Origin of the sequence: Streptosporangium amethystogenes subsp. fukuiense, assembly GCF_042665875.1 — a bacterium.
GTDB classification, from domain to species: Bacteria; Actinomycetota; Actinomycetes; order Streptosporangiales; family Streptosporangiaceae; genus Streptosporangium; species Streptosporangium fukuiense.
This window is the reverse complement of record NZ_JBHTEE010000001.1, coordinates 5,359,508-5,378,651: the sequence shown is the minus strand read 5'-3', so window position 1 is coordinate 5,378,651 and position 19,144 is coordinate 5,359,508. Positions and strand designations below refer to the sequence as shown.

Annotated in this window: 13 protein-coding genes; 7 read left to right on the top strand and 6 right to left on the bottom strand. The window is 70.4% G+C overall.

Annotated elements, in window-relative coordinates:
- Positions 1–3: 3 nt before the first annotated feature.
- On the bottom strand, positions 4–603 hold the full coding sequence (locus ACFQVD_RS22965) for a hypothetical protein (RefSeq protein ID WP_343975817.1): 600 nt from the start codon (positions 601–603) through the stop codon (positions 4–6).
- Positions 604–1,162: 559 nt separating this feature from the next.
- Entirely contained in the window at positions 1,163–1,924 is a 762-nt protein-coding gene (locus ACFQVD_RS22960) for a PP2C family protein-serine/threonine phosphatase (protein WP_343975814.1), read from the bottom strand.
- 251 nt (positions 1,925–2,175) lie between these two features.
- On the opposite strand from ACFQVD_RS22960, the gene ACFQVD_RS22955 reads away from it, so the two are divergent.
- The 3 genes from ACFQVD_RS22955 (at position 2,176) to ACFQVD_RS22945 (ending at position 6,414) form a co-directional block, all read left to right on the top strand.
- On the top strand, positions 2,176–3,759 hold the full coding sequence (locus ACFQVD_RS22955; RefSeq protein WP_343975810.1) for a peptide chain release factor 3: 1,584 nt from the start codon (positions 2,176–2,178) through the stop codon (positions 3,757–3,759).
- A gap of 74 nt (positions 3,760–3,833) precedes the next feature.
- The gene (locus ACFQVD_RS22950; RefSeq protein WP_343975807.1) at positions 3,834–4,814 is read left to right on the top strand and encodes a Gfo/Idh/MocA family protein; all 981 of its coding nucleotides are present in this window, start codon (positions 3,834–3,836) and stop codon (positions 4,812–4,814) included.
- An 868-nt stretch (positions 4,815–5,682) separates the two neighbouring features.
- A complete protein-coding gene (locus tag ACFQVD_RS22945; RefSeq protein WP_343975804.1) occupies positions 5,683–6,414 on the top strand; it encodes a sulfite exporter TauE/SafE family protein in 732 nt (243 codons plus the stop codon).
- A gap of 535 nt (positions 6,415–6,949) precedes the next feature.
- Here ACFQVD_RS22945 and ACFQVD_RS22940 read toward each other — a convergent pair.
- Both ACFQVD_RS22940 and mscL read right to left on the bottom strand, forming a co-directional pair.
- Complete coding sequence (locus ACFQVD_RS22940; protein ID WP_343975801.1) at positions 6,950–7,588, bottom strand: hypothetical protein; 639 nt, start codon at positions 7,586–7,588, stop codon at positions 6,950–6,952.
- 69 nt (positions 7,589–7,657) lie between these two features.
- Complete coding sequence (mscL, locus tag ACFQVD_RS22935) at positions 7,658–8,086, bottom strand: large conductance mechanosensitive channel protein MscL (protein WP_343975798.1); 429 nt, start codon at positions 8,084–8,086, stop codon at positions 7,658–7,660.
- A gap of 229 nt (positions 8,087–8,315) precedes the next feature.
- On the opposite strand from mscL, the gene ACFQVD_RS22930 reads away from it, so the two are divergent.
- The 4 genes from ACFQVD_RS22930 to treZ all read left to right on the top strand — a co-directional run bounded on the left by ACFQVD_RS22930 (position 8,316) and on the right by treZ (position 18,039).
- The gene (locus ACFQVD_RS22930; RefSeq protein ID WP_343975795.1) at positions 8,316–11,618 is read left to right on the top strand and encodes a BTAD domain-containing putative transcriptional regulator; all 3,303 of its coding nucleotides are present in this window, start codon (positions 8,316–8,318) and stop codon (positions 11,616–11,618) included.
- A 118-nt stretch (positions 11,619–11,736) separates the two neighbouring features.
- A complete protein-coding gene (gene glgX / locus ACFQVD_RS22925; RefSeq protein ID WP_343975792.1) occupies positions 11,737–13,842 on the top strand; it encodes a glycogen debranching protein GlgX in 2,106 nt (701 codons plus the stop codon).
- A complete protein-coding gene (gene treY, locus ACFQVD_RS22920; protein ID WP_343975789.1) occupies positions 13,835–16,309 on the top strand; it encodes a malto-oligosyltrehalose synthase in 2,475 nt (824 codons plus the stop codon). Before glgX ends, treY begins: the two co-directional genes overlap by 8 nt.
- Positions 16,310–16,311: 2 nt before the next feature.
- Positions 16,312–18,039 carry a malto-oligosyltrehalose trehalohydrolase gene (gene treZ, locus ACFQVD_RS22915; RefSeq protein WP_343975786.1) on the top strand — a complete coding sequence of 576 codons (1,728 nt, stop codon included), beginning with the start codon at positions 16,312–16,314 and terminating at the stop codon, positions 18,037–18,039.
- Positions 18,040–18,059: 20 nt separating this feature from the next.
- Here the strand turns inward: treZ and ACFQVD_RS22910 are convergent, their stop codons facing one another.
- Together ACFQVD_RS22910 and ACFQVD_RS22905 are read right to left on the bottom strand one after the other, a co-directional pair.
- Complete coding sequence (locus ACFQVD_RS22910) at positions 18,060–18,560, bottom strand: YbgA family protein (protein ID WP_343975783.1); 501 nt, start codon at positions 18,558–18,560, stop codon at positions 18,060–18,062.
- Positions 18,557–19,081: an RNA polymerase sigma factor gene (locus ACFQVD_RS22905; RefSeq protein WP_343975780.1), complete on the bottom strand. Its 525-nt coding sequence runs from the start codon at positions 19,079–19,081 to the stop codon at positions 18,557–18,559. The genes ACFQVD_RS22910 and ACFQVD_RS22905 overlap by 4 nt, the downstream gene beginning before the upstream one ends.
- Positions 19,082–19,144 lie beyond the last annotated feature (63 nt).

Sequence of the window (19,144 nt, the reverse complement as noted above, 5' to 3'; positions counted from 1 at the left end):
CGGTTAAATAGGACGATCAGGGTCGAGTTCCGCGGCGTAGGGCATCACCCAGAAGAACTCGCCAGGGGAGTCGTAGGCGAATATCAGGGCGGTGCTTCCGGCGGCGAAGACGTCGTCGCCGGTCTGACGCACTTGAACGAGAGCGGAGGAGCCGTCCGGGGCGGTGACCTCGGCCTGACCGAAGTCACTGGCGACCCGGCTTGTGCGGATGACGCACGCACGGCCCACGAAGTCGGCGCGGGAGGGGACGCGCTCCTTCGGGATGAGACGTCGCAGCGGCAGCACGATGAGGCGTGTGCACGCCCAGGCGCAGACCAGCGCCGCGACCAGTACCGCCACCAGGGCGGGGGTGCCGGTGAACAGTGTGCCGCCCACCAGGCTCGCGAACCAGGCGACGACGACCAGCAGCGAGATGACCAGTGCGGCCGGGACCCCGCCGAGTCCCAGACCGCTCAGGAAGGCTTCGGAGCCGTCGCCGTCGCCGTCGCCGTCGAACCCGAACACGCCGAACACGACGAGCACCCAGTACGCGATGATCACCAGGAGCAGGAACGTGAACAGGACGGTCGGAAAAGACAGTGTGGCATCGACGAACTGGCCCATTGGTGTGTGTGGTCCCCCTGCTGGCGTACCGGATCGCGCTCCCCCGAGCGCATGTAGGTGACTATATACAGGTAAAGATTGGTTAAAGATAATAGTTCCCAAATTGGAAAAATATCCGTATTAGTCGCTCCAGCTGCGGGTTTCCGGGGCCTGTGCGCAGGTGGCGGCGCGGAGCCGTCCGGGGGCAGGCGGAAACCGAGGAGCGCGGGCGTGGCCTCGCGTCCTCGGCGGGCCCCCGAAAGATCAGACGGGCCGGGTGATCATGTAGGCGAGACCGACGAGAATAACGACGGGGATGAGCCACACGATGGCCTCGATGGCGAATTCCTTGTACATGGGGACATCCCTCCGATGGGGGGCGGCGAGGAACGTGGGTCTCCGACGATAACCGCTGTCCTCCGGCTGTGACCAGGGCTCGCCGGGCAGCGGGAAGCGGCCGGGGCATCCCGGGGACACCCGCCGTACCTCCGTGCCGTGACCTGTCCGCACGAGCGGTGGCCGGCCACGGGCGGGCGGCTTCCGCGAGCCGCTGTAAGCCCCTGTGAGCCTCCGTGAGCGCCTATGAGGGAACGGCCGAGCCGACCACCACGGGATTGTCGGTGACCTCCCCCTCGACCACGTCGGCGACCACGCAGGTGATGTTGTCGGGTCCCCCCGCCTCGCAGGCGAGTGCGATCAGCTGCCGGGTGACCTCCTGAAGGTCGTCGACCTCGGCGAGCACCTGGCGGAGCCGTTCGGCCTCGACCACCCCCGACAGCCCGTCGGAACAGAGCAGGTAGCGGTCGCCGACCTCGGCGTCCCGCAGGGAGAGGTCGAGTTCGAGGTTCTCGCTGCCGTCGAGGACCTGCAGCAGGATCGACCGGTGCGGGTGGCGGGCGGCCTCCTCGGCGGTGATCCGGCCGTCGTCCATCAGCGTCTGGACCAGGGTGTGGTCGTAGGTGATCTGATAGAGATCGCCGTTGCGGAGCAGATAGGCGCGGGAGTCGCCGATGTGGGCGAGGGCGACGCGCGAGCCGTTCCAGAGCATCAGGGTCAGAGTGGTCCCCATGCCGGTGAGTGACGGGTCTTCGGCGACCAGTTCGCGCAGGCGCTGGTTGGCCTTGCGGACCCCGGCCTCGGCGGCGGCGGCGAGGTCGCCCGGGCACTCCTGGTCCAGGGACGCCACGGTGGCGATGGCCGCCGAGCTGGCGACCTCACCACCCACGTGACCGCCCATTCCGTCGGCGACGGCCAGGAGCCGCGCGCCCGCGTAGGCGGCGTCCTCGTTGCCTTGCCGGATCCGGCCGACGTCGGACCCTGCCGTATAGCGCAGCGTGATCATCTGCGCATCACTAGATCGTCGAGTTGCACGAGCTGAGCCGCTTTCGGACAGTTGGGATGGGCCTATGGCGAACCGAGATGTTCCACGATCCACTTAACACCATGGTGGCGCAAGCGGCCTGGGGAAGTGTTGCCACATCTGTTGACACCGGTGGTGGCGCGTAAGCTGTTTCAGTGGCCGTCCAGTGCCTCCTCAGTGCCCCCGCACTGTGCCCGGAGTTCCCCACCTTACGCACCGCTAGGAGATCAGGAATGACCGCGATCATGCAGGAGGCGGCACGTCGCCGCACGTTCGCGGTGATCAGCCACCCCGACGCGGGCAAGTCGACCATGACCGAGGCGCTGGCGCTGCACGCCTCCGCGATCAGCCAGGCGGGCGCGGTGCACGGCAAGTCCGGTCGGCGTGGGGTGACCTCCGACTGGATGGAGATGGAGAAGGCCCGGGGCATCTCCATCACCTCCGCCGCGCTCAGGTTCGAGTACCGCGGCCACATGTTCAATCTGGTCGACACTCCCGGCCACGCGGACTTCTCCGAGGACACCTACCGGGTGCTGGCCGCCGTCGACTGCGCGGTCATGCTGCTCGACGCGGCCAAGGGCATGGAGCCGCAGACGCTGAAGCTGTTCGAGGTGTGCCGGCACCGCCGCATCCCCGTCATCACGTTCGTCAACAAGTGGGACCGGCCGGGCCGCGAGGCTTTGGAACTGCTGGACGAGATCGAGGAGAAGACCGGTCTGAAGCCCACGCCGATCACCTGGCCGATCGGTACCGGCGGCTTCTTCCACGGGGTGGCCGACCGCGCCGCCGACCGGATCGTCCGCTACACCCGCACTCCCGGCGGCGCCACCAAGGCGATCGAGACCGACCTGAGCGCCGAGCAGGCCCTGATGGAGCTGGGCGGCGACTGGGAGCGGGCCAAGGACGAGATCGACCTGCTCTCCGCGATCGGCGCCGACCACGACCAGAAGACCTTCGAGGCGCACGAGTCCACCCCGGTGCTGTTCGGGGCCGCGCTGTCCAACTTCGGCGTCGGCCGCCTGCTGGACGCCATGGTCGACATCGCCCCCGCCCCCGCGCCCCGGCCGGACGTCGACGACGACCCGCGCCCGCTGGAGGAGCCGTTCTCCGGCCTGGTCTTCAAGGTGCAGGCCAACATGGACCCCTCGCACCGCGACCGGATCGCCTTCGTCCGGGTCTGCTCGGGCAGGTTCGAGCGCGGCATGGTGCTCGTCCACGCGGCCACCGCCCGCCCGTTCGCCACCAAGTACGCCCAGTCGGTCTTCGGCCAGGAACGCGCCACGATCGACGAGGCGTACCCCGGCGACGTGGTCGGGCTGGTGAACGCCAGCGCGCTGCGTCCCGGCGACACGCTGTACGACGGCTCGCCCGTCGAGTTCCCCCGAATTCCGAGCTTCGCCCCCGAGCACTTCTCCACGGCCAGGGTCCGTGACTCCAGCCGGTCCAAGCAGTTCCGCAAGGGCATCGAGCAGCTCGACGCCGAGGGCGTGGTCCAGGTGCTCCGCTCCGACGTCAGAGGCGACCAGTCGCCGGTGCTCGCCGCGGTGGGCCCGATGCAGTTCGACGTGGTCAAGCACCGGATGGAGGCCGAGTTCAACACCGAGATCCTGATGGACCGGCTGGACTTCGGTATCGCCAGGCTCACCGACGCCGAGTCGGCGCCGATCCTGGCCCGTCAGCGCGGGGTGGAGGTCTTCACCCGCTCGCTGGACGGGGCCCTGCTGGCGCTGTTCACCGACGAGTGGCGGATGCGCGGCGTCATGCGCGACCACCCCGACCTGGTGTTGAACGCCCTGCTCGCCGACACCCGGGGCTGACCGGCTCGGGTACGGCCTTTTCCGAGAGCCGTACCCGGCCCGGCTGCCTGCCGCGCATGGTGAGATATGTCGTCATGAGTGCGATTAAGTGGGGAATTCTGGCGACCGGCGGCATCGCCACCACCTTCACCGAAGACCTGAAGCTCCTGCCGGACGCCGAGGTGGTCGCGGTCGGATCGAGGTCTCAGGAGTCCGCGCGAGCCTTCGCCGACCGGCACGGCATCCCGCGGGCGCACGGCAGCTGGGCCGAGCTGGCCGCCGACCCGGACGTGGACATCATCTACGTCGCCAACACCCAGAACGCCCACTACGCCGCGGTACGGACCTGTCTGGAGGCGGGCAAGGCCGTACTGTGCGAGAAGGCGTTCACGCTGAACCGGGCCGAGGCCGCCAAGCTGGTCGACCTCGCGCGGGAGCGGGGCCTGTTCCTGATGGAGGCCATGTGGATGCGCTGCGTCCCGGGCATCCGCAAGCTCGTGGAGCTGGTCGAAGGCGGGGCCGTCGGCCCGGTCGACTCCGTGCACGCCGATTTCTCGATCTCCGTCTCCGTCGAGCCCGACCACCGGCTCCGCGACCCGAAGCTGGGCGGCGGCGCCCTGCTCGACCTGGGCGTCTACCCGATCTCCTTCGCCCACCTCGTGCTCGGTGTCCCCGCCGGGGTGCGGTCCTGGGCGCGGCTGACCCCCGAGGGCGTGGACGAGAACACCGGCGTGCTGCTCGGCTACGACAGCGGAGCCGTCGCCCTGCTCTCCTGCGGCATCACCGCGAGCAGCCCGGTCACCGCGTCGATCTCCGGTCCGCTCGGCCGGATCGAGCTGCCGAACCCGTTCTTCCGTCCCGACACCTTCGTCCTGCACCGCGTGGGCGGTGAGCCGGAGACCTTCCACGTCCCCTTCGAGGGGACCGGCATGCTGCACGAGGCGGCGGAGGCCATGCGCTGCCTGCGCGAGGGGCTGCTGGAGAGCCCACTGGTGCCGTGGCAGGCGACGTTGGACGTGATGGGCATCCTGGACGAGGTACGCGCACAGGTGGGCGTCCGATTTCCCGGCGAATGACTGATCTGGAGCTTTCCGCCGTACACCTGGGGTCCTCCTGGGGGTGTTCGATGTGATGGGGCTCCGTTGCGTGTGCGGGGTTCTCGCCGTGCCCGCTGTGGTGGGCGGGTGTTCCGGGTCGGCATCTCGTCTGACTGATTCGGGTACGCGGCTTGTTCGCCGTGCCCGCTGCGGTGGGCGGGTGTTCCGGGTCGGCATCTCGTCTGACTGATTCGGGTACGCGGCTTGTTCGCCGTGCCCGCTGCGCGGCTTGTTCGCCGTGCCCGCTGCGGTGGGCGGGTGGTCCGGCCGGCCGTCTCAGTGGCCGTCTGGTGATTTCGGCCTCCGGCCTGTTCGGGCGCGGTGGTTGCGGGCTTTTTTAAGCCGGCCGGACCACCCGCCCACCTCCGCTGCACGCGCTCTGGCCGTATGTGGTGCGGGCCGTAGTCGCTCACTTTCGGTGGGCCGGGCTACGCGCCGTCGCTGAAGCGTCCCTTTGGAAGCCGTTCAGGGTGGGGCACCGTAGCTGAAGCGCGACCGCATGACCCAGTCCAGGGCCGGGCGCCGTAACCGGTCCAAGGCCGGGGGGCCTGAGGGTCCGGGAGTGGGGGTTCTGCCGCTTCAGGGGTGTCGTAACCGGTCCAGGGCTGGCGGTCTTACGGTCCAGGGCTGGTGGTCTTACGGTCCAGGGCTGAGCGTTGTGACGGTCCGAGGTCGGGGGGCGGGTTCTGGCTTCCAGGTGGGTCGATTTGGGGGTAGGCGTTCATGTTCTGGCTTTTCCGTTCGCGTGACCTGCTGCCTGCTCTCCTGTCGGCCTGCATGATGGTGCCTGCCGCGTGGGTGGGTGTTGTGCGGGATCGCTCATGAGGAGAAGCCGCGAGGAGCGTCTGTGCTGGATGACTGGACCGCCGGTCTCCTGCTGGGGGGCATCGTCCTGTTGGGCGCGTCCGTGCAGCGGTTGGCGGGGATCGGGTTCGCGCTTGTGGCGGTGCCCGCCCTGGTGCTGCTTCTCGGCCCGGCCGAGGGGGTGGTGCTGGCGAACTGCGCGGCCGGTGCCATCAGCGCGGTCGGGCTGGCCGGCACCTGGCGGGAGGTCCGCCTGACCGCGATGGTTCCGTTGGTCGCCGCGGCCGCCTGCACCGTGCCGGCCGGTGCCTGGGTGGCCGCCCGGTTGCCCGAACCGATGCTGCTGGTCGGTATGGGGATGCTGGTGAGCGTGGCCGTACTGCTCGTGATGCGGGGCAGCCGAGTGCCCGCTCTGCGCGGCGTCGGGGGTGCGGTGGCCGCCGGCGCGGCGAGCGGGTTCATGAACTCCTCCGCCGGGGTGGGCGGTCCGGCGGTTTCCCTGTATGCGGTGAACGCGGGCTGGATGGTGCGGGAGTTCGTGCCGAACGCGCAGTTCTACGGGGTGGTGGTGAACGCGCTCTCCGTTACGGCCAAGGGCGTGCCGAAGCTCACGGTGCCGCTCTGGTTGCTGGTCGCGGCCGGGATGGCGGCAGGCACCGTGCTGGGGAAGGCACTCGCGGAACGAGTGCCGGAGCGGCGGGCCCGGGCGCTGGTGCTACTGCTCGCGCTGGTAGGCGGGTTCACCGCGATAGGCAAGGGGCTGTGGAGCCTGTGACCCTTGACCAGCGCGGACTCCACCCCTGGACCTTTAGGACCCCGGCCTCAGGATTGGTTACGCCCTTCCCCCTGGATCGTTAGGACCCCGGCCCCGGACTGGCTACGGCGCCCGGCTTCAGGATTGGTTACGGCGCCTGGCCCTGGACTGGGTCATGCAGCCACGCTTCAGCTACGGCGCCCCTCCTTGAACGACCTCAAAGGAGGCTTCAGCGACAGCGCGCAGTCCGGCCCACCGAAAGTGAGCGACTACGGCCCGCACCACATACGGCCAGAGCGCGTGCAGCGGAGGTGGGCGGGTGGTCCGGCCGGCTTAAAAAAAGCCCGCAACCACCGCGCCCGAACAGGCCGGAGGCCGAAATCACCAGACGGCCACTGAGACGGCCGGCCGGACCACCCGCCCACCGCAGCGGGCACGGCGAACAAGCCGTGTACCCGAACGAGTCAGACGAGATGCCGGCCCGGAACACCCGCTCACCGCAGCGCACAGCGAAAACCCGCCATGCGGCACACAGCGAGAACCGCACCCGGAAAAGTCAGACAAGACGCCAGTCGTGACGCTCCAGGAAAGCGCGCTCCCCAGTGGCGTACTCGGTGAAAGCGGTCTGCACCGCCTCCAGGTCGGGAACATGTGTGCGGAACATCCGGTTCCGGACGCTGTCCTTGTACTCCAGTTCGTAGCCCGAGATCTCCGGCGAACTCTGCACGAAGTGCTCGCCGAAGACGACCAGCGCCGTGAACGGGTTCTGCGGTGACATGCCGGCGAGCGCGTCACGGATGAGCTGAAGGTCCGGCGAGACCACGATCATCCCGTCACCCGTACGCATCTCCATGGCGGGATAGACGCCGCGCGGAGACAGGTTGTGCACCAGGCCGCGCTGCGGGTCGTAGCAGACCAGCCCGCACTCGGCGGCCAGGGCGAAGACCTCGGCCGCCACCTCGTCGGCCCGTTCCAGGTCCACGGTCACCAGGGCGAAGGCCGCGGAGAGCCGCTCGGCCTCGGGAAGCCGCTCGACGAACGCCGCCACCCCGGGGTGACCCTCCTCGGGCTCCTGCCCTTCGGGGTGGGACCTTCCGCCATGCGGCCTCCCATGGCGGAAGGTCTGGAAGACGTGCTCAGCGTGTTCCCTGGTGATCGGCTTGTGCTCGTGCCAGACGGCCAGTTCGAAGCTCACGCCCCCATTGTCCTCCGAAGGACCCTCCCGGCCGACCGGAAGGTCGTACCGCCCGGGGGAAGAAGGCTCCTACGCCGGGGGTCTGTCGGCGATGAGGATCTCCGACAGCACCGCGGTGCAGAACGCGCAGCGCCTGGCGGCGACCGGGATGTCGCTGAGGCACTCCGGGCATTCCTTCTCGGTGGCCTCCTTGTTCCGGTCGAAGTAGCCGATCAGCCGGGTCATCGGCATCACGACGAGCCAGTAGATGACCGCGGCGATGATCAGGAAGCTCAGCAGGTGGTTGATGAAGTCGCCGTACATGAACTTGGCGCCGTTGACGGTGAACACGTACTCCGAGAAGTCCGGTTCCCGGCCGCCGGTGACCGCCCCGATCAACGGCGTGATGAGGTCCTTGACCAGAGCCTGCACCAGCCCGCTGAAGGTCGCCCCGACCACGACCGCCACGGCCAGCTCGACGAGGTTCCCTCTCAGTAGGAACTTCTTGAATCCACCCATTCCTCATGTCCTCCACTCGTGAAGAAGGGCCGCTGCCCGGGGAGGGCGGCGACCAGAGTTCCGCTGTTTTCCGGCAGTCCACCGGAGCCCCCTGATGGGTGGTCTGGACGGAGGTTAACGCGTCCGACTGAGAATATGCGGAGCTGGAAGCCTCGGGACTGTTACGGGTTGGACGGGACAGCTGGTGTGAAAGGTTAATATCGGCGCAGTTCGCGAGCGAGGTGGCCGGATGGACTTTCGTGTGCTTGGCCCGGTCGAGGTGACCGCCGACAGCGGGGCGGTAGTGGACATCGGCCCCTACCAGCAGCGGCTGGTGCTGGCGATATGCGTCCTCGCGGCCCCGCGACCGGTCGGGCCGAACCGGATGATCGACGCCCTCTGGGAGGACGCCCCCCCTCCGGGGGCGCTCAACACCGTGCAGGCGTACGTCTCCAAACTCCGCCGCGTCTTCGAGCCGGGCAGGCCGAGGGAGGTGCCCCCGAAGGTCCTGACCAGCAGGCCGGGAGGCTACCTCCTGGACGTCCCCGCCGCCGCGATCGACCTGGGCAGGGTGCGGGGGCAGATGGCCGAGGGCAGGAGCCTGGGCGCGGCGGGAGATCACGAGGGGGCGGTGCGGGAGCTGCGGCTGGCCCTGGGGGAGTGGCGCGGAGAACCGCTCGACGGTCTCGCGGAGTCCTCCTGGGCGGCGGAGGAGCGCGCGCACCTGATCGAGTTGCGGCTGACGATCGAGGAGGACCTGGCCGAGGCGGAGCTCGCGCTCGGCCGGGGAACGGCGGCGACGAACAGGCTGGCCAAGCTGGTCGCCGCCCATCCGTTCAGGGAGCGGCTGCGGGCGCTCGCCGCCCACGCGCTCTACCAGGCGGGGCGGCAGGCGGACGCGCTCGGCCTGCTCGCCGAGGGACGCCGGTTGCTGATGGAGGACCTGGGTCTGGACCCCGACCCCCGGTCGCGGGAGATGGAGCGGCGCATCCTCGGGCAGGATCCCGCGCTGAGGCCCAGGCACACGGCGGAGCACGCGGGAAGGACAGCCGTCGTGGCGGCGGCGACCGGTGCCGAGACGGCGGCAGGGGCGGCGGGGCCGGTCGGGCCGGAGAACGGCACCGGGCTGGTGGGCCGGCAGGCGGAGGCCGGAGTTCTGGAGCGGGCGGTCACCGGAGACGGGCACCGGGTGGTGCTGCTCGCCGGGGAGCCGGGTATCGGCAAGACCAGCCTCGCCGAGTACGCGGCCGACGTCGCGCGGGCGCGGGGCCGGCGGGTGGTGTGGGGCCGCTGCTGGGACGGCACCGGCGCGCCGCCCTTCTGGCCCTGGACGCAGGCGGTGCAGGACCTGGTCGGCAGGGTCGGCGAACTGCCGCAACTCGCCGGAGCCGGAGCCGGAGCCGGGACCGGGCAGGCGGGGCAGTTCGAGTTGTACGAGGCGTTCGCCCGGCTGCTGAACGAGCACGGCCGGGTGCTGGTGGTCCTGGACGACCTCCAATGGGCGGACACCTCCTCGCTGCGGTTGCTGGAGTTCCTGGCCTCCACCCGGCTGTGCCCGGAGCTGGTGGTCGTGGCCACGTACCGCGACACCGACGTGCGTCCCGGCGAGTCGCTGGAGCGCACCCTCGGCGTGCTGCTCCGGCTGCCGCACGTGCGGCGGCTCCTGTTGCGCGGCCTGGCGGAGGAGGAGATCCGCGAGTATCTGGGACGGGCGGGCGCCGACCCGGGACGGGCCGGGGAGATGGGCAGGCTGACCGCGGGCAATCCGTTCTTCCTGGGTGAGGTGCTACAGCTGGGGGAGACCCCCGAGGCGCTCTCGGACGTGGTGCGCGGCCGGATGGCTCACCTGCCACCCGACACCGAGGAGGTGCTGACCGTCGCGGCGCTGCTGGGCAGGGAGGCGGCGACCGACATCCTGACGCACGTGGCGGAGTTGCCCGAGGGGCGGGTCCTCGACATCGTCGACGCCGCCGTGGGGGCCCGGCTGCTGGTCGAAGGGGAGGGGGCGAGCTGCCGGTTCGTCCACGACATCGTCCGCGACGTGCTGCGCGAGGCGCTGCCGCCGCTACGCCGCAGGAGGTTGCACACGCGGATCGCGGAGGTGCTCCAGGAACGGAACGGGACGCGGCTGACCGAGATCGCCCACCACTGCCGCGAGGGCCTGCTGACTCCCGCGATGGCGGGCAGGGCCATCGGCTACACCCGGCGCGCGGCGGCCCAGGCGACCGCGCAGTTCGCCCACGAGGACGCGGTGGAGAGCCTGGAACAGGCGATCGCGTTGATCGACCGGCTGCCGGGGGCCGACAACGGGCTCCGCTGCGACCTCCTGCTGGACCTGGCCGAGGCGCAGGCGGCCTCGGGGACGAGCGGCGCGGCCCACGCCTCGCTGGAGGCCGCGGCGCAGGCCGCCGAAGGGCTCGGCGACGACAACCGGCTGGCCAGGGCGGTGCTGGGTTTCTCAAACCCGATCTATCTGGCCATGTACGAGGAGATGACCGGGATCGACAGGCTGGCCGAGCGCATCGACCGGGTGCTCGCCTCCGACCTCGTGGAGGACTCGCCGTGGCGGGCCCAGTTGCTCGCCGCCGCCGCGCTGACCGGCTCCACCGGCCGGCCCGTCGAGCGAAGCGTGGCGATGGCGGAGGAGGCGGTGCGGCTGGCTCGCCGCACCGGGGAGGACCGGACCCTGTCCAGGACGCTGATCGCCCTGGAGATCCTGCTGCGGTCCGGCCACGATCACGACCGCCGGCGGGCGGTCGTCGCCGAGATCGTGGACATCGGCCGCCGCACCGGCGACCTGGCCACCGAGTGGATCGGCAGGGAGAACGAGTACGTCGAGCTGAACGCCCAGGGCGCCGCGGGCCCTGCCGCGGAGCTGCTCGTCTGGCTGCGGGAGAGCGCGGAGAGGCTGCGGCTTCCCTCGATGGTCAGCCTGGCCGCCTGGCAGAGTGCGGTCCACGCCTACCTGGCCGGGCGGTTCACGGACGCGCTCGCCGCGGCCGACGCGTCCGGCGCGGCCCACCCGGAGGGTGCGCTGGGCAGGGGCGACGCGCTGCTGCGGCGGGAGACGTTCCGCTTCCTGGAGCTGCGGGCCGAGGGCGCGGCGGGCGAGGCGCTCGCACTCTCCGATGAGATGCTCGCCCACCGTCCGGGGCAGATCCCCTGGCGGATCCTGCGCTGTCTGGCCCTGATCGACCTGGGCAGGACGGACGCGGCACGGGAGGTCTTCGCCGAACTCGCCCGCGACGGCTTCGCGGCGCTCGGCCCCGAGCTGGCCTACCGGTTCGTCCCGGACGCCGTCAGCGAGATCTGCGCGGCGCTCGGCGACGAGGTCGCGGGGAGGATCCTGTACCGCAGGCTCGCCCCGCACGCGGGACGGTTGCTCGGCTGGTCGCTGACCGACCTGTGCCTGGCCCGGCTGGCCCTGCTCGACGGTGACGAGGAGCGGGCCGGAGTTCACCTGCGGGCGGCGGAGGCGTTCGCCGCCGGGGCGGGTCCGCGCGTGTACGAACCCGCGATCCGCGCGCTGGCCCAGGAGTTTCGCCCGGCCTGACCGGGGTCCGTCCAGGCATGTCGTCGGGTGACTCCGAGATCACTTTCGCAGGAGTGGAGATGTGCGCATGGCCAGGCTGAGACGGGGCATATCTGTTCACCGCTGAAGGGGCGGTGCAATGATCGAGATATGGCCGGGTGATCCCTATCCTCTCGGGGCCACCTACGACGGCGCGGGGACCAACTTCGCGCTTTTCACCGAGGCCGCCGAACGTGTCGAGCTGTGCCTGTTCGACGAGGAGAACCGGGAGACACGGGTCACCTTCACCGAGTGTGAGGGCTTCGTCTGGCACGGCTACCTGCCCGGCGTCGGTCCCGGACAGCGGTACGGCTACCGCGTGCACGGCCCGTACGATCCGCGGAGGGGACAGCGGTGCAATCCGGCCAAGCTCCTGCTCGATCCGTACGCCAAGGCGGTCGAGGGGGACGTGAACTGGGACGAGGCGGTGTACGACTACCGCTTCAGCGATCCGGAGAGCCGCAACGACGCGGACTCGGCCGCGTTCGTGCCGCGCTCCATTGTGATCAACCCGTTCTTCGGGTGGGGGCACGACCGGCCGCCGAGCACCCCGTACCACAACACGGTGATCTACGAGGCGCACGTCAAAGGGTTGACGATCAACCACCCGAAGATCCCTGAGCGGATCCGGGGCAGCTACGCGGCGATCGGGCATCCGGAGATCATCGATCACCTGACCGCCCTCGGGGTGACGGCGATCGAGCTCATGCCGGTACACCAGTTCGTCACCGACCACGTCCTCGTCGAGCGGGGGCTGACGAACTACTGGGGCTACAACAGCATCGGGTTCTTCGCCCCGCACAACGCCTACTCCAGCACCGGGCAGCGCGGCGGGCAGGTGCTGGAGTTCAAGGCCATGGTCAAGGCCCTGCACGAGGCGAACATCGAGGTCATCCTCGACGTGGTCTACAACCACACGGCCGAGGGCAACCACATGGGCCCGACGCTGAGCATGCGGGGCATCGACAACACCGGCTACTACCGTCTGGTCGACGACGACAGGCGGTACTACCTGGACACCACGGGCACCGGCAACAGCCTGTTCATGCGCTCCCCGCACGTGCTTCAGATGATCATGGATTCGCTCCGCTACTGGGTCATCGAGATGCACGTGGACGGTTTCAGGTTCGACCTGGCCGCGACGTTGGCGCGGGAGCTGCACGAGGTCGACCGGCTGAGCGCCTTCTTCGACCTGGTCCAGCAGGACCCGGTGCTGTCACAGGTCAAGCTGATCGCCGAGCCGTGGGACGTCGGCCCCGGCGGCTACCAGGTGGGCAACTTCCCCGCCAGGTGGACCGAGTGGAACGGCATGTACCGCGACACGATCCGCGACCTGTGGCGGGGCGAGCCCGCCTCGCTGCCCGAGTTCGCCTCCAGGCTGACCGGCTCCAGCGACCTCTACCAGGACGACAGCCGCCGCCCCGCCGCCTCCATCAACTTCGTCACCTGCCACGACGGGTTCACCCTGCAGGATCTCGTCTCCTACAACGGCAAGCACAACGAGGCCAACGGCGAGGACAACCGGGACGGCACCGACGACAACCGCTCCTGGAACTGCGGTGAGGAGGGGCCCGCCTCGCTGGCCATCGAGTCGCTGCGCGAGCAGCAGAAGCGCAACTTCCTGACCACTCTTTTCCTGTCCCAGGGCGTTCCGATGATTTCCCACGGCGACGAGTTGGGCCGCACCCAGCGGGGCAACAACAACGTGTACTGCCAGGACAACGAACTGAGCTGGGTCGACTGGTCCGACGTCAGGGAGAACTGGCTGCTGCTCGAGTTCACCCGGCGGCTGGCCAGGCTCCGCGCCGACCACCCGGTCTTCCGGCGGCGCAGGTTCTTCTACGGGCGGCCCGTACGAGGCTCCGAGGAGAACCTCAGCGACATCGCCTGGCTCACTCCGAGAGGGGAGAAGATGACCGACGCCGACTGGAACGTTGGCTATGCCAGGTCGCTGGCCGTCTTCCTGAACGGTGAGGCCATCACCGAGCCCGACCGCAGGGGGCGGCAGATCGTCGACGACTCGTTCCTGCTGCTGTTCAACGCCCACCACGACGTCATCAAGTTCACCCTTCCGAAGGACTACGGTGAGATGTGGCTGACAGAGATCGACACGGCGATGCCGATCACGGTTGACACCCGGGTCTGCCGGGCCGGAGAGAGCGTGCCGGTGGTCGGCCGCTCGGTGAGGGTGTTGCGCCGTGTCTGAGCCCATCACGCAACCCACCCCCGAGCCCGCTCCGCTGGAGCCCGCGCCCACCGTGGTCCCGCCCGAGCCCGTGCCCACCGTGGTACCGCGAGAGCCGGTGCCCGGTGTGGTCCCGCCGCAGGTCGCCCACGGCGAGGTCCCGGCGGACCCCGGGGCGGCACTGTTCGGCGAGAACGTGCCGGAGCCGGTGGAATTCCCCGAGGAGGTACCCGAGCCCCCGCCCTCGCCCGACTCCTACGAGGTGCCGGTCTCGACCTACCGGCTCCAGCTGACCCCCGACTTCGGATTCGACAAGGTGGCCGAGCTGGCCCCGTACCTGCGGGATCTGGGGGTGAGCCACGTCTACCTGTCGCCGATCCTGCAGGCCGTGCCGGAGTCGCGGCACGGCTACGACGTGATCGACCACTCGCGCGTCCGCGAGGAGTTCGGCGGGATCGAGGGGCTGCGGGCGATGTCGGCGACGCTCGCCCAGCACGGGATCGGCATCGTCGTCGACATCGTGCCCAACCACATGACGGTCCCGGTGCCGGAGTCGGACAACGCGCAACTGTGGTCGGTGCTCGCCGAGGGGCAGAAGTCGCGGTACGCGTCCTGGTTCGACATCGACTGGGCCGGCGGCGACGGCAAGGTGAACATGCCGGTGCTCGGCGACTCGGGGGAGGCGGTGGTCGACGGTGACGTGCTGCGCTACCACGACCACGTCTTCCCGCTGCCGGACACCAACTACCGGCTGGTCGACTGGCGGCGCGGGCCCGGCTACCGCCGGTTCTTCGACGTCTCCTCGCTGATCGGGCTGCGGGTGGAGGACCCGGAGGTGTTCGACGCCACGCACGCCGTCATCCTCTCGCTGGTCCGGGAGGGGGTCATCCAGGGGCTGCGGGTGGACCACCCCGACGGGCTCGCCGAGCCGCGCGGCTACCTGTCGCGGCTGCGCGCCGCCTCGGGTGTGTGGACCGTGGCGGAGAAGATCCTGATCGGCTCCGAGCGGCTGCCCGCGGACTGGGAGTGCGACGGGACCACCGGCTACGAGGTGCTCAACCGGATCACCGGGCTGTTCGTCGACCCGGCGGGGAAAGAGCCGCTGGTGGAGCTGTTCACCCTGCAGACCGGTATGCCCGCCGGCTACGCCGCGGTGGTCCGCGAGTCCAAGGCGGAGGTGCTGAGCCTGTTCTTCGACGCGGAGATCGACAGGTTGCACGCCGTCGTCGGCTCCGACCGCCGGACACTGGTGGAGTTGCTCGCCGCGATGCCGGTCTACCGGGCCTACGCGGTGCCGGGCGAGCCGGTGCCGGAGATCTCGGCCCAGATCGTCGAGGAGGCCGGACAGGTCGCCGCGGGGCGGCTGCCCGAGGGCGCCCCGGTGGCGGAGGTCGTCCAGCGGGTGCTGGCCGGGCCCGCAGAGGCGGTCGTCCGCTTCCAGCAGACCTGCGGCCCGGTGATGGCCAAGGGCGTGGAGGACACCGCCCTCTACCGCTGGTACCCGCTGTCCTGCCTGAACGAGGTGGGCGGCGAGCCCGACAGGTTCGGCGAGCCGATCGAGGAGTTCCACGCGTTCTGCCGGCGGATGTCGCCGGGCACGATGACGACGCTGTCCACCCACGACACCAAGCGCTCGGAGGACGTGCGGGCCCGGCTGGCCGTGCTGTCCGAGCTTCCCCAGGAGTGGGCGGCGGCGGTCGGCGAGTGGTCCTCGAAGGTCTCCTTCGACCCGGCCCTGGACTACCTGGCCTGGCAGAACCTGATGGCCTCCTGGCCGATCGGCCCCGACAGGTTCTTCGACTACCTGTTCAAGGCGGCCCGCGAGGCCAAGACCTCGATCTCCTGGGCCGCCCCTGACCCGGCCTACGAGCGCGGCATCCGCGACTTCGTCACCCGGGCCGTCGAGGAGTGCGGCGCCTCGATCAAGGAGTTCGCCGCGCGGATCGAGCCGTACGCCAGGTCCAACTCGTTGGGCCAGAAGCTGGTCCAGCTCATGCTGCCCGGCGTGCCCGACCTCTACTGGGGCAACGAGATCACCGACTTCTCCCTGGTCGACCCGGACAACCGCCGCCCGGTCGACTTCCCGCTGCGCCGCCGGATGCTCTCGGCGGCCCAGGCTCACGCGAGCCAGGCCCATCCGGAGCAGGCACACCCGAGTCCCGCCACCGAGGGCCTGTCCTGGGACGAGGCCAAGCTGGCGATCACCAGCCGGGCGCTGGACCTGCGGCGGAGGCTGGACCCCGCGGCGCCGTACGTCCCGATCGAGGCCGGGGAGCACGCGGTCGCCTTCGCCAGGGGGGAACGGGCGGTGGCGGTGGCCACCCGGCTGCCGGTCGGCCTGGAGCGGCGCGGCGGCTGGGGGAGCAGCACGCTCACCCTGCCGCACGGTACCTGGCGGGACCTGCTCTCCGGTGCCGAGCACACCGGCAGGATCCCGCTCGCCCACCTGCTCTCGGTCCACCCCGTCGCACTCCTGGAAAGGGACTGAGCATGTTCGAGGTCTGGGCGCCGCGGGCGACGGCGGTGGATGTGGAGATCGGCGAGGTGCGCTATCCGATGTCGTCCGCGGGCGGCGGCTGGTGGTTCGCCGAGGTGCCCGGTGCCGGGCACGGCACCGACTACCGGTTCCGGCTGGACGGGGGCGAGGCGCTGCCCGATCCCCGTACCCGCTGGCAGCCGGAGGGGATCTTCGGCCCGAGCCGGCTCTACGACCACGACCGCTTCGAGTGGGGGGACGCCCTGTGGCGGGGGCGTGACCTGCCGGGCTCGGTCATCTACGAGCTGCACATCGGCACCTTCACCCCCGAGGGCACCTTCGACGCGGCGATCGGCAAGCTGGAACACCTGGCGGAGCTCGGCGTCGACTTCGTGGAGATCATGCCGGTGCCGCCGGTGCCCGGCGGGCGCAACTGGGGCTACGACGGCGTGGACCTGTGGGCCGTCACCGACAACTACGGCGGCCCTGACGGGCTCAAGCGCCTCGTGGACGCCTGCCACCGGCGCGGGCTCGGTGTGATCCTCGACGTCGTCTACAACCACCTCGGTCCCTCGGGCAACTTCCTCACCCCCTTCGGCCCCTACTTCCACTCCACCGCCTCCTCCTTCTGGGGGCAGGCGGTCAACCTGGACGGCCCCGGCTCCGACGAGGTGCGCGCCTACCTTGTCGGCAACGCGATGCAGTGGCTGCGCGACTACCACATCGACGGCCTGCGGCTGGACGCCGTGCACGCCCTGCGCGACGACCGGGCCGTCCATCTGCTGGAGGAGATCGCCGCCGAGACGGAGGCGCTGTCGGCGGCCGTGGGCAGGCCGCTGACGCTCATCGCCGAGTCCGACCTCAACGACCCCAGGCTGATGACCCCCCGCGAGGCCGGGGGGTACGGCCTGGCGGCCGCCTGGAACGACGACGTCCACCACGCCCTGCACGTGGCGGTGAGCGGGGAGCGGCACGGCTACTACGACGACTTCTACGGGGCACTGCCCAAGGTGCTGACCCGCGCCTACTACCACGACGGGACCTACTCGTCCTTCCGGGGGCGGTCCCACGGCCGATCGGCGGCCCACCTGCCCGGTTACCGCTTCGTCTGCTGCGCGCAGAACCACGACCAGATCGGCAACCGCGCGGAGGGCGACCGGCTGGCGCCCGAGGCGCTCCGGCTGGCCGCCGGGCTCCTGCTGACCTCGCCGTTCACTCCCATGCTGTTCATGGGGGAGGAGTGGGGCGCGCGCACGCCGTTCCTGTTCTTCACAGATCACGTCGAGCCGCGGCTGCGCGAGGGCGAGGCCGACCGGCGGCGGCGGGAGTTCGTCGGCTTCGGCTACGACGACTGGGCGGAGAAGGCCCCCGACCCCGGCGAGGAGCTGACCTTCCTGCGCTCCAAGCTCGACTGGAGCGAGCTGGACGACGACGCCCACCGGGCCCATCTCGACTGGTACCGGGCCCTGATCGCGCTGCGCCGGGCACATCCCGAGCTGACGGACCCGAGACTGGACCGGGTCCGGGTCGACCACGGCGAGTCCTGGCTGGTCGTCCACCGGGGAGGACTCAGGGTGGCGGCCAACCTCGGCCCGGTCCCGCTCACCGTCAGGCTCGGGCCAGGACGGTCCGCGCCCGGCCACATCCTGCTCGCCTCGGAGGCGTCGGCGACGGTGCGGGGGGAGGAACTGTCCCTGCCCGCCCGCTCCCTCGCGGTGGTGAGACTGAATCCGCCCGGCTGACCGCCGCGGTGGCCACGGGCTCAGTCGGCCACCTGGTCGCGAAGATCCTCCGAGTACGGGGAGAAGAACGTCTGGTCCCGTACGTACCGCGCGGCCTCGCCCCGGGCGTAGCCGCGCAGCAGGGCCGCCGGGACGCTCAGCGCCACCTGACCGGCCTGGTAGGAGGCGATGGCCCGGACCAGTTCAAACCGGTGCGCCGGGTCGAGCGAGCCGCCCAGCATGCCCATGCAGTGCTGCAGGACGTTGACGTTGCGGCCGATGCCGGCCTCGACGGCGAAAGCCGCGTGGAAGAGGCGCGCGTAGTCGGCGGCCAGCTCCTCGCGGGGCCGCGTGCCCGCCTGGGCCACCACCCGCCCCGCCTGCCGGTAGGCCACGGGGTGGTGGGCCAGCAGCTGCATCTTGTGCCGGGCGTGGAAGGACACCAGGTCCCGGGGGCGCCAGTCGCTCTCCAGCAGCGCGCGGAGCCGGAGGCCGGCGAAGATCCGCTCCATGACGGCCGTGCCGTCCGTCCAGCCGTTCACGCCGCGGCCGGGGTGAGGATGTCGGACAGGCGGCGCAGTCCGCGGGCGGTACGGGCCTTGACCGTGCCGAGTGGGACGCTCAGCCTCTCGGCGATCTCCCGCTGGGTCAGGTCGCCGTAGTAGGCCAGTTCGATCGCCTGGCGCTGCGGCCCGGGCAGCTTGGTCAGCGCCCAGCGCACCTGGTCGCGCTCGGCCATGCCGTCGCCGTCGATCCTGCCGTCGTCGCCGGCCGGATCCGCCACCACGTCCAGCGGCACCGTGCGCAGGGTGCGCATCCGAAGCTGGTCGACCGCGCGCTTGTGCGCGATGCCGAGCATCCAGGCGGGGAGGCTGCGGGCCGGGTCGAAGCGGTGCCGTGACCGCCAGACCTCGGCGAACACGATCTGCTGAAGGTCCTCGACCTCCTGCTGCGGCACGAATCGCCGCAGGTAGGAGCGGACGAGGGCGCCGTGGGCGGTGAAGCACTCGGCCAGGGCCGCATCGTCGCCCTCGGCGAACCGGATGTTCAGGTTGTCCGTCATGACGCCTCCGTCCGTCGAGAAAACTTATTCAAAACCTATTCATACCCGGCCGGTCGATGTGAT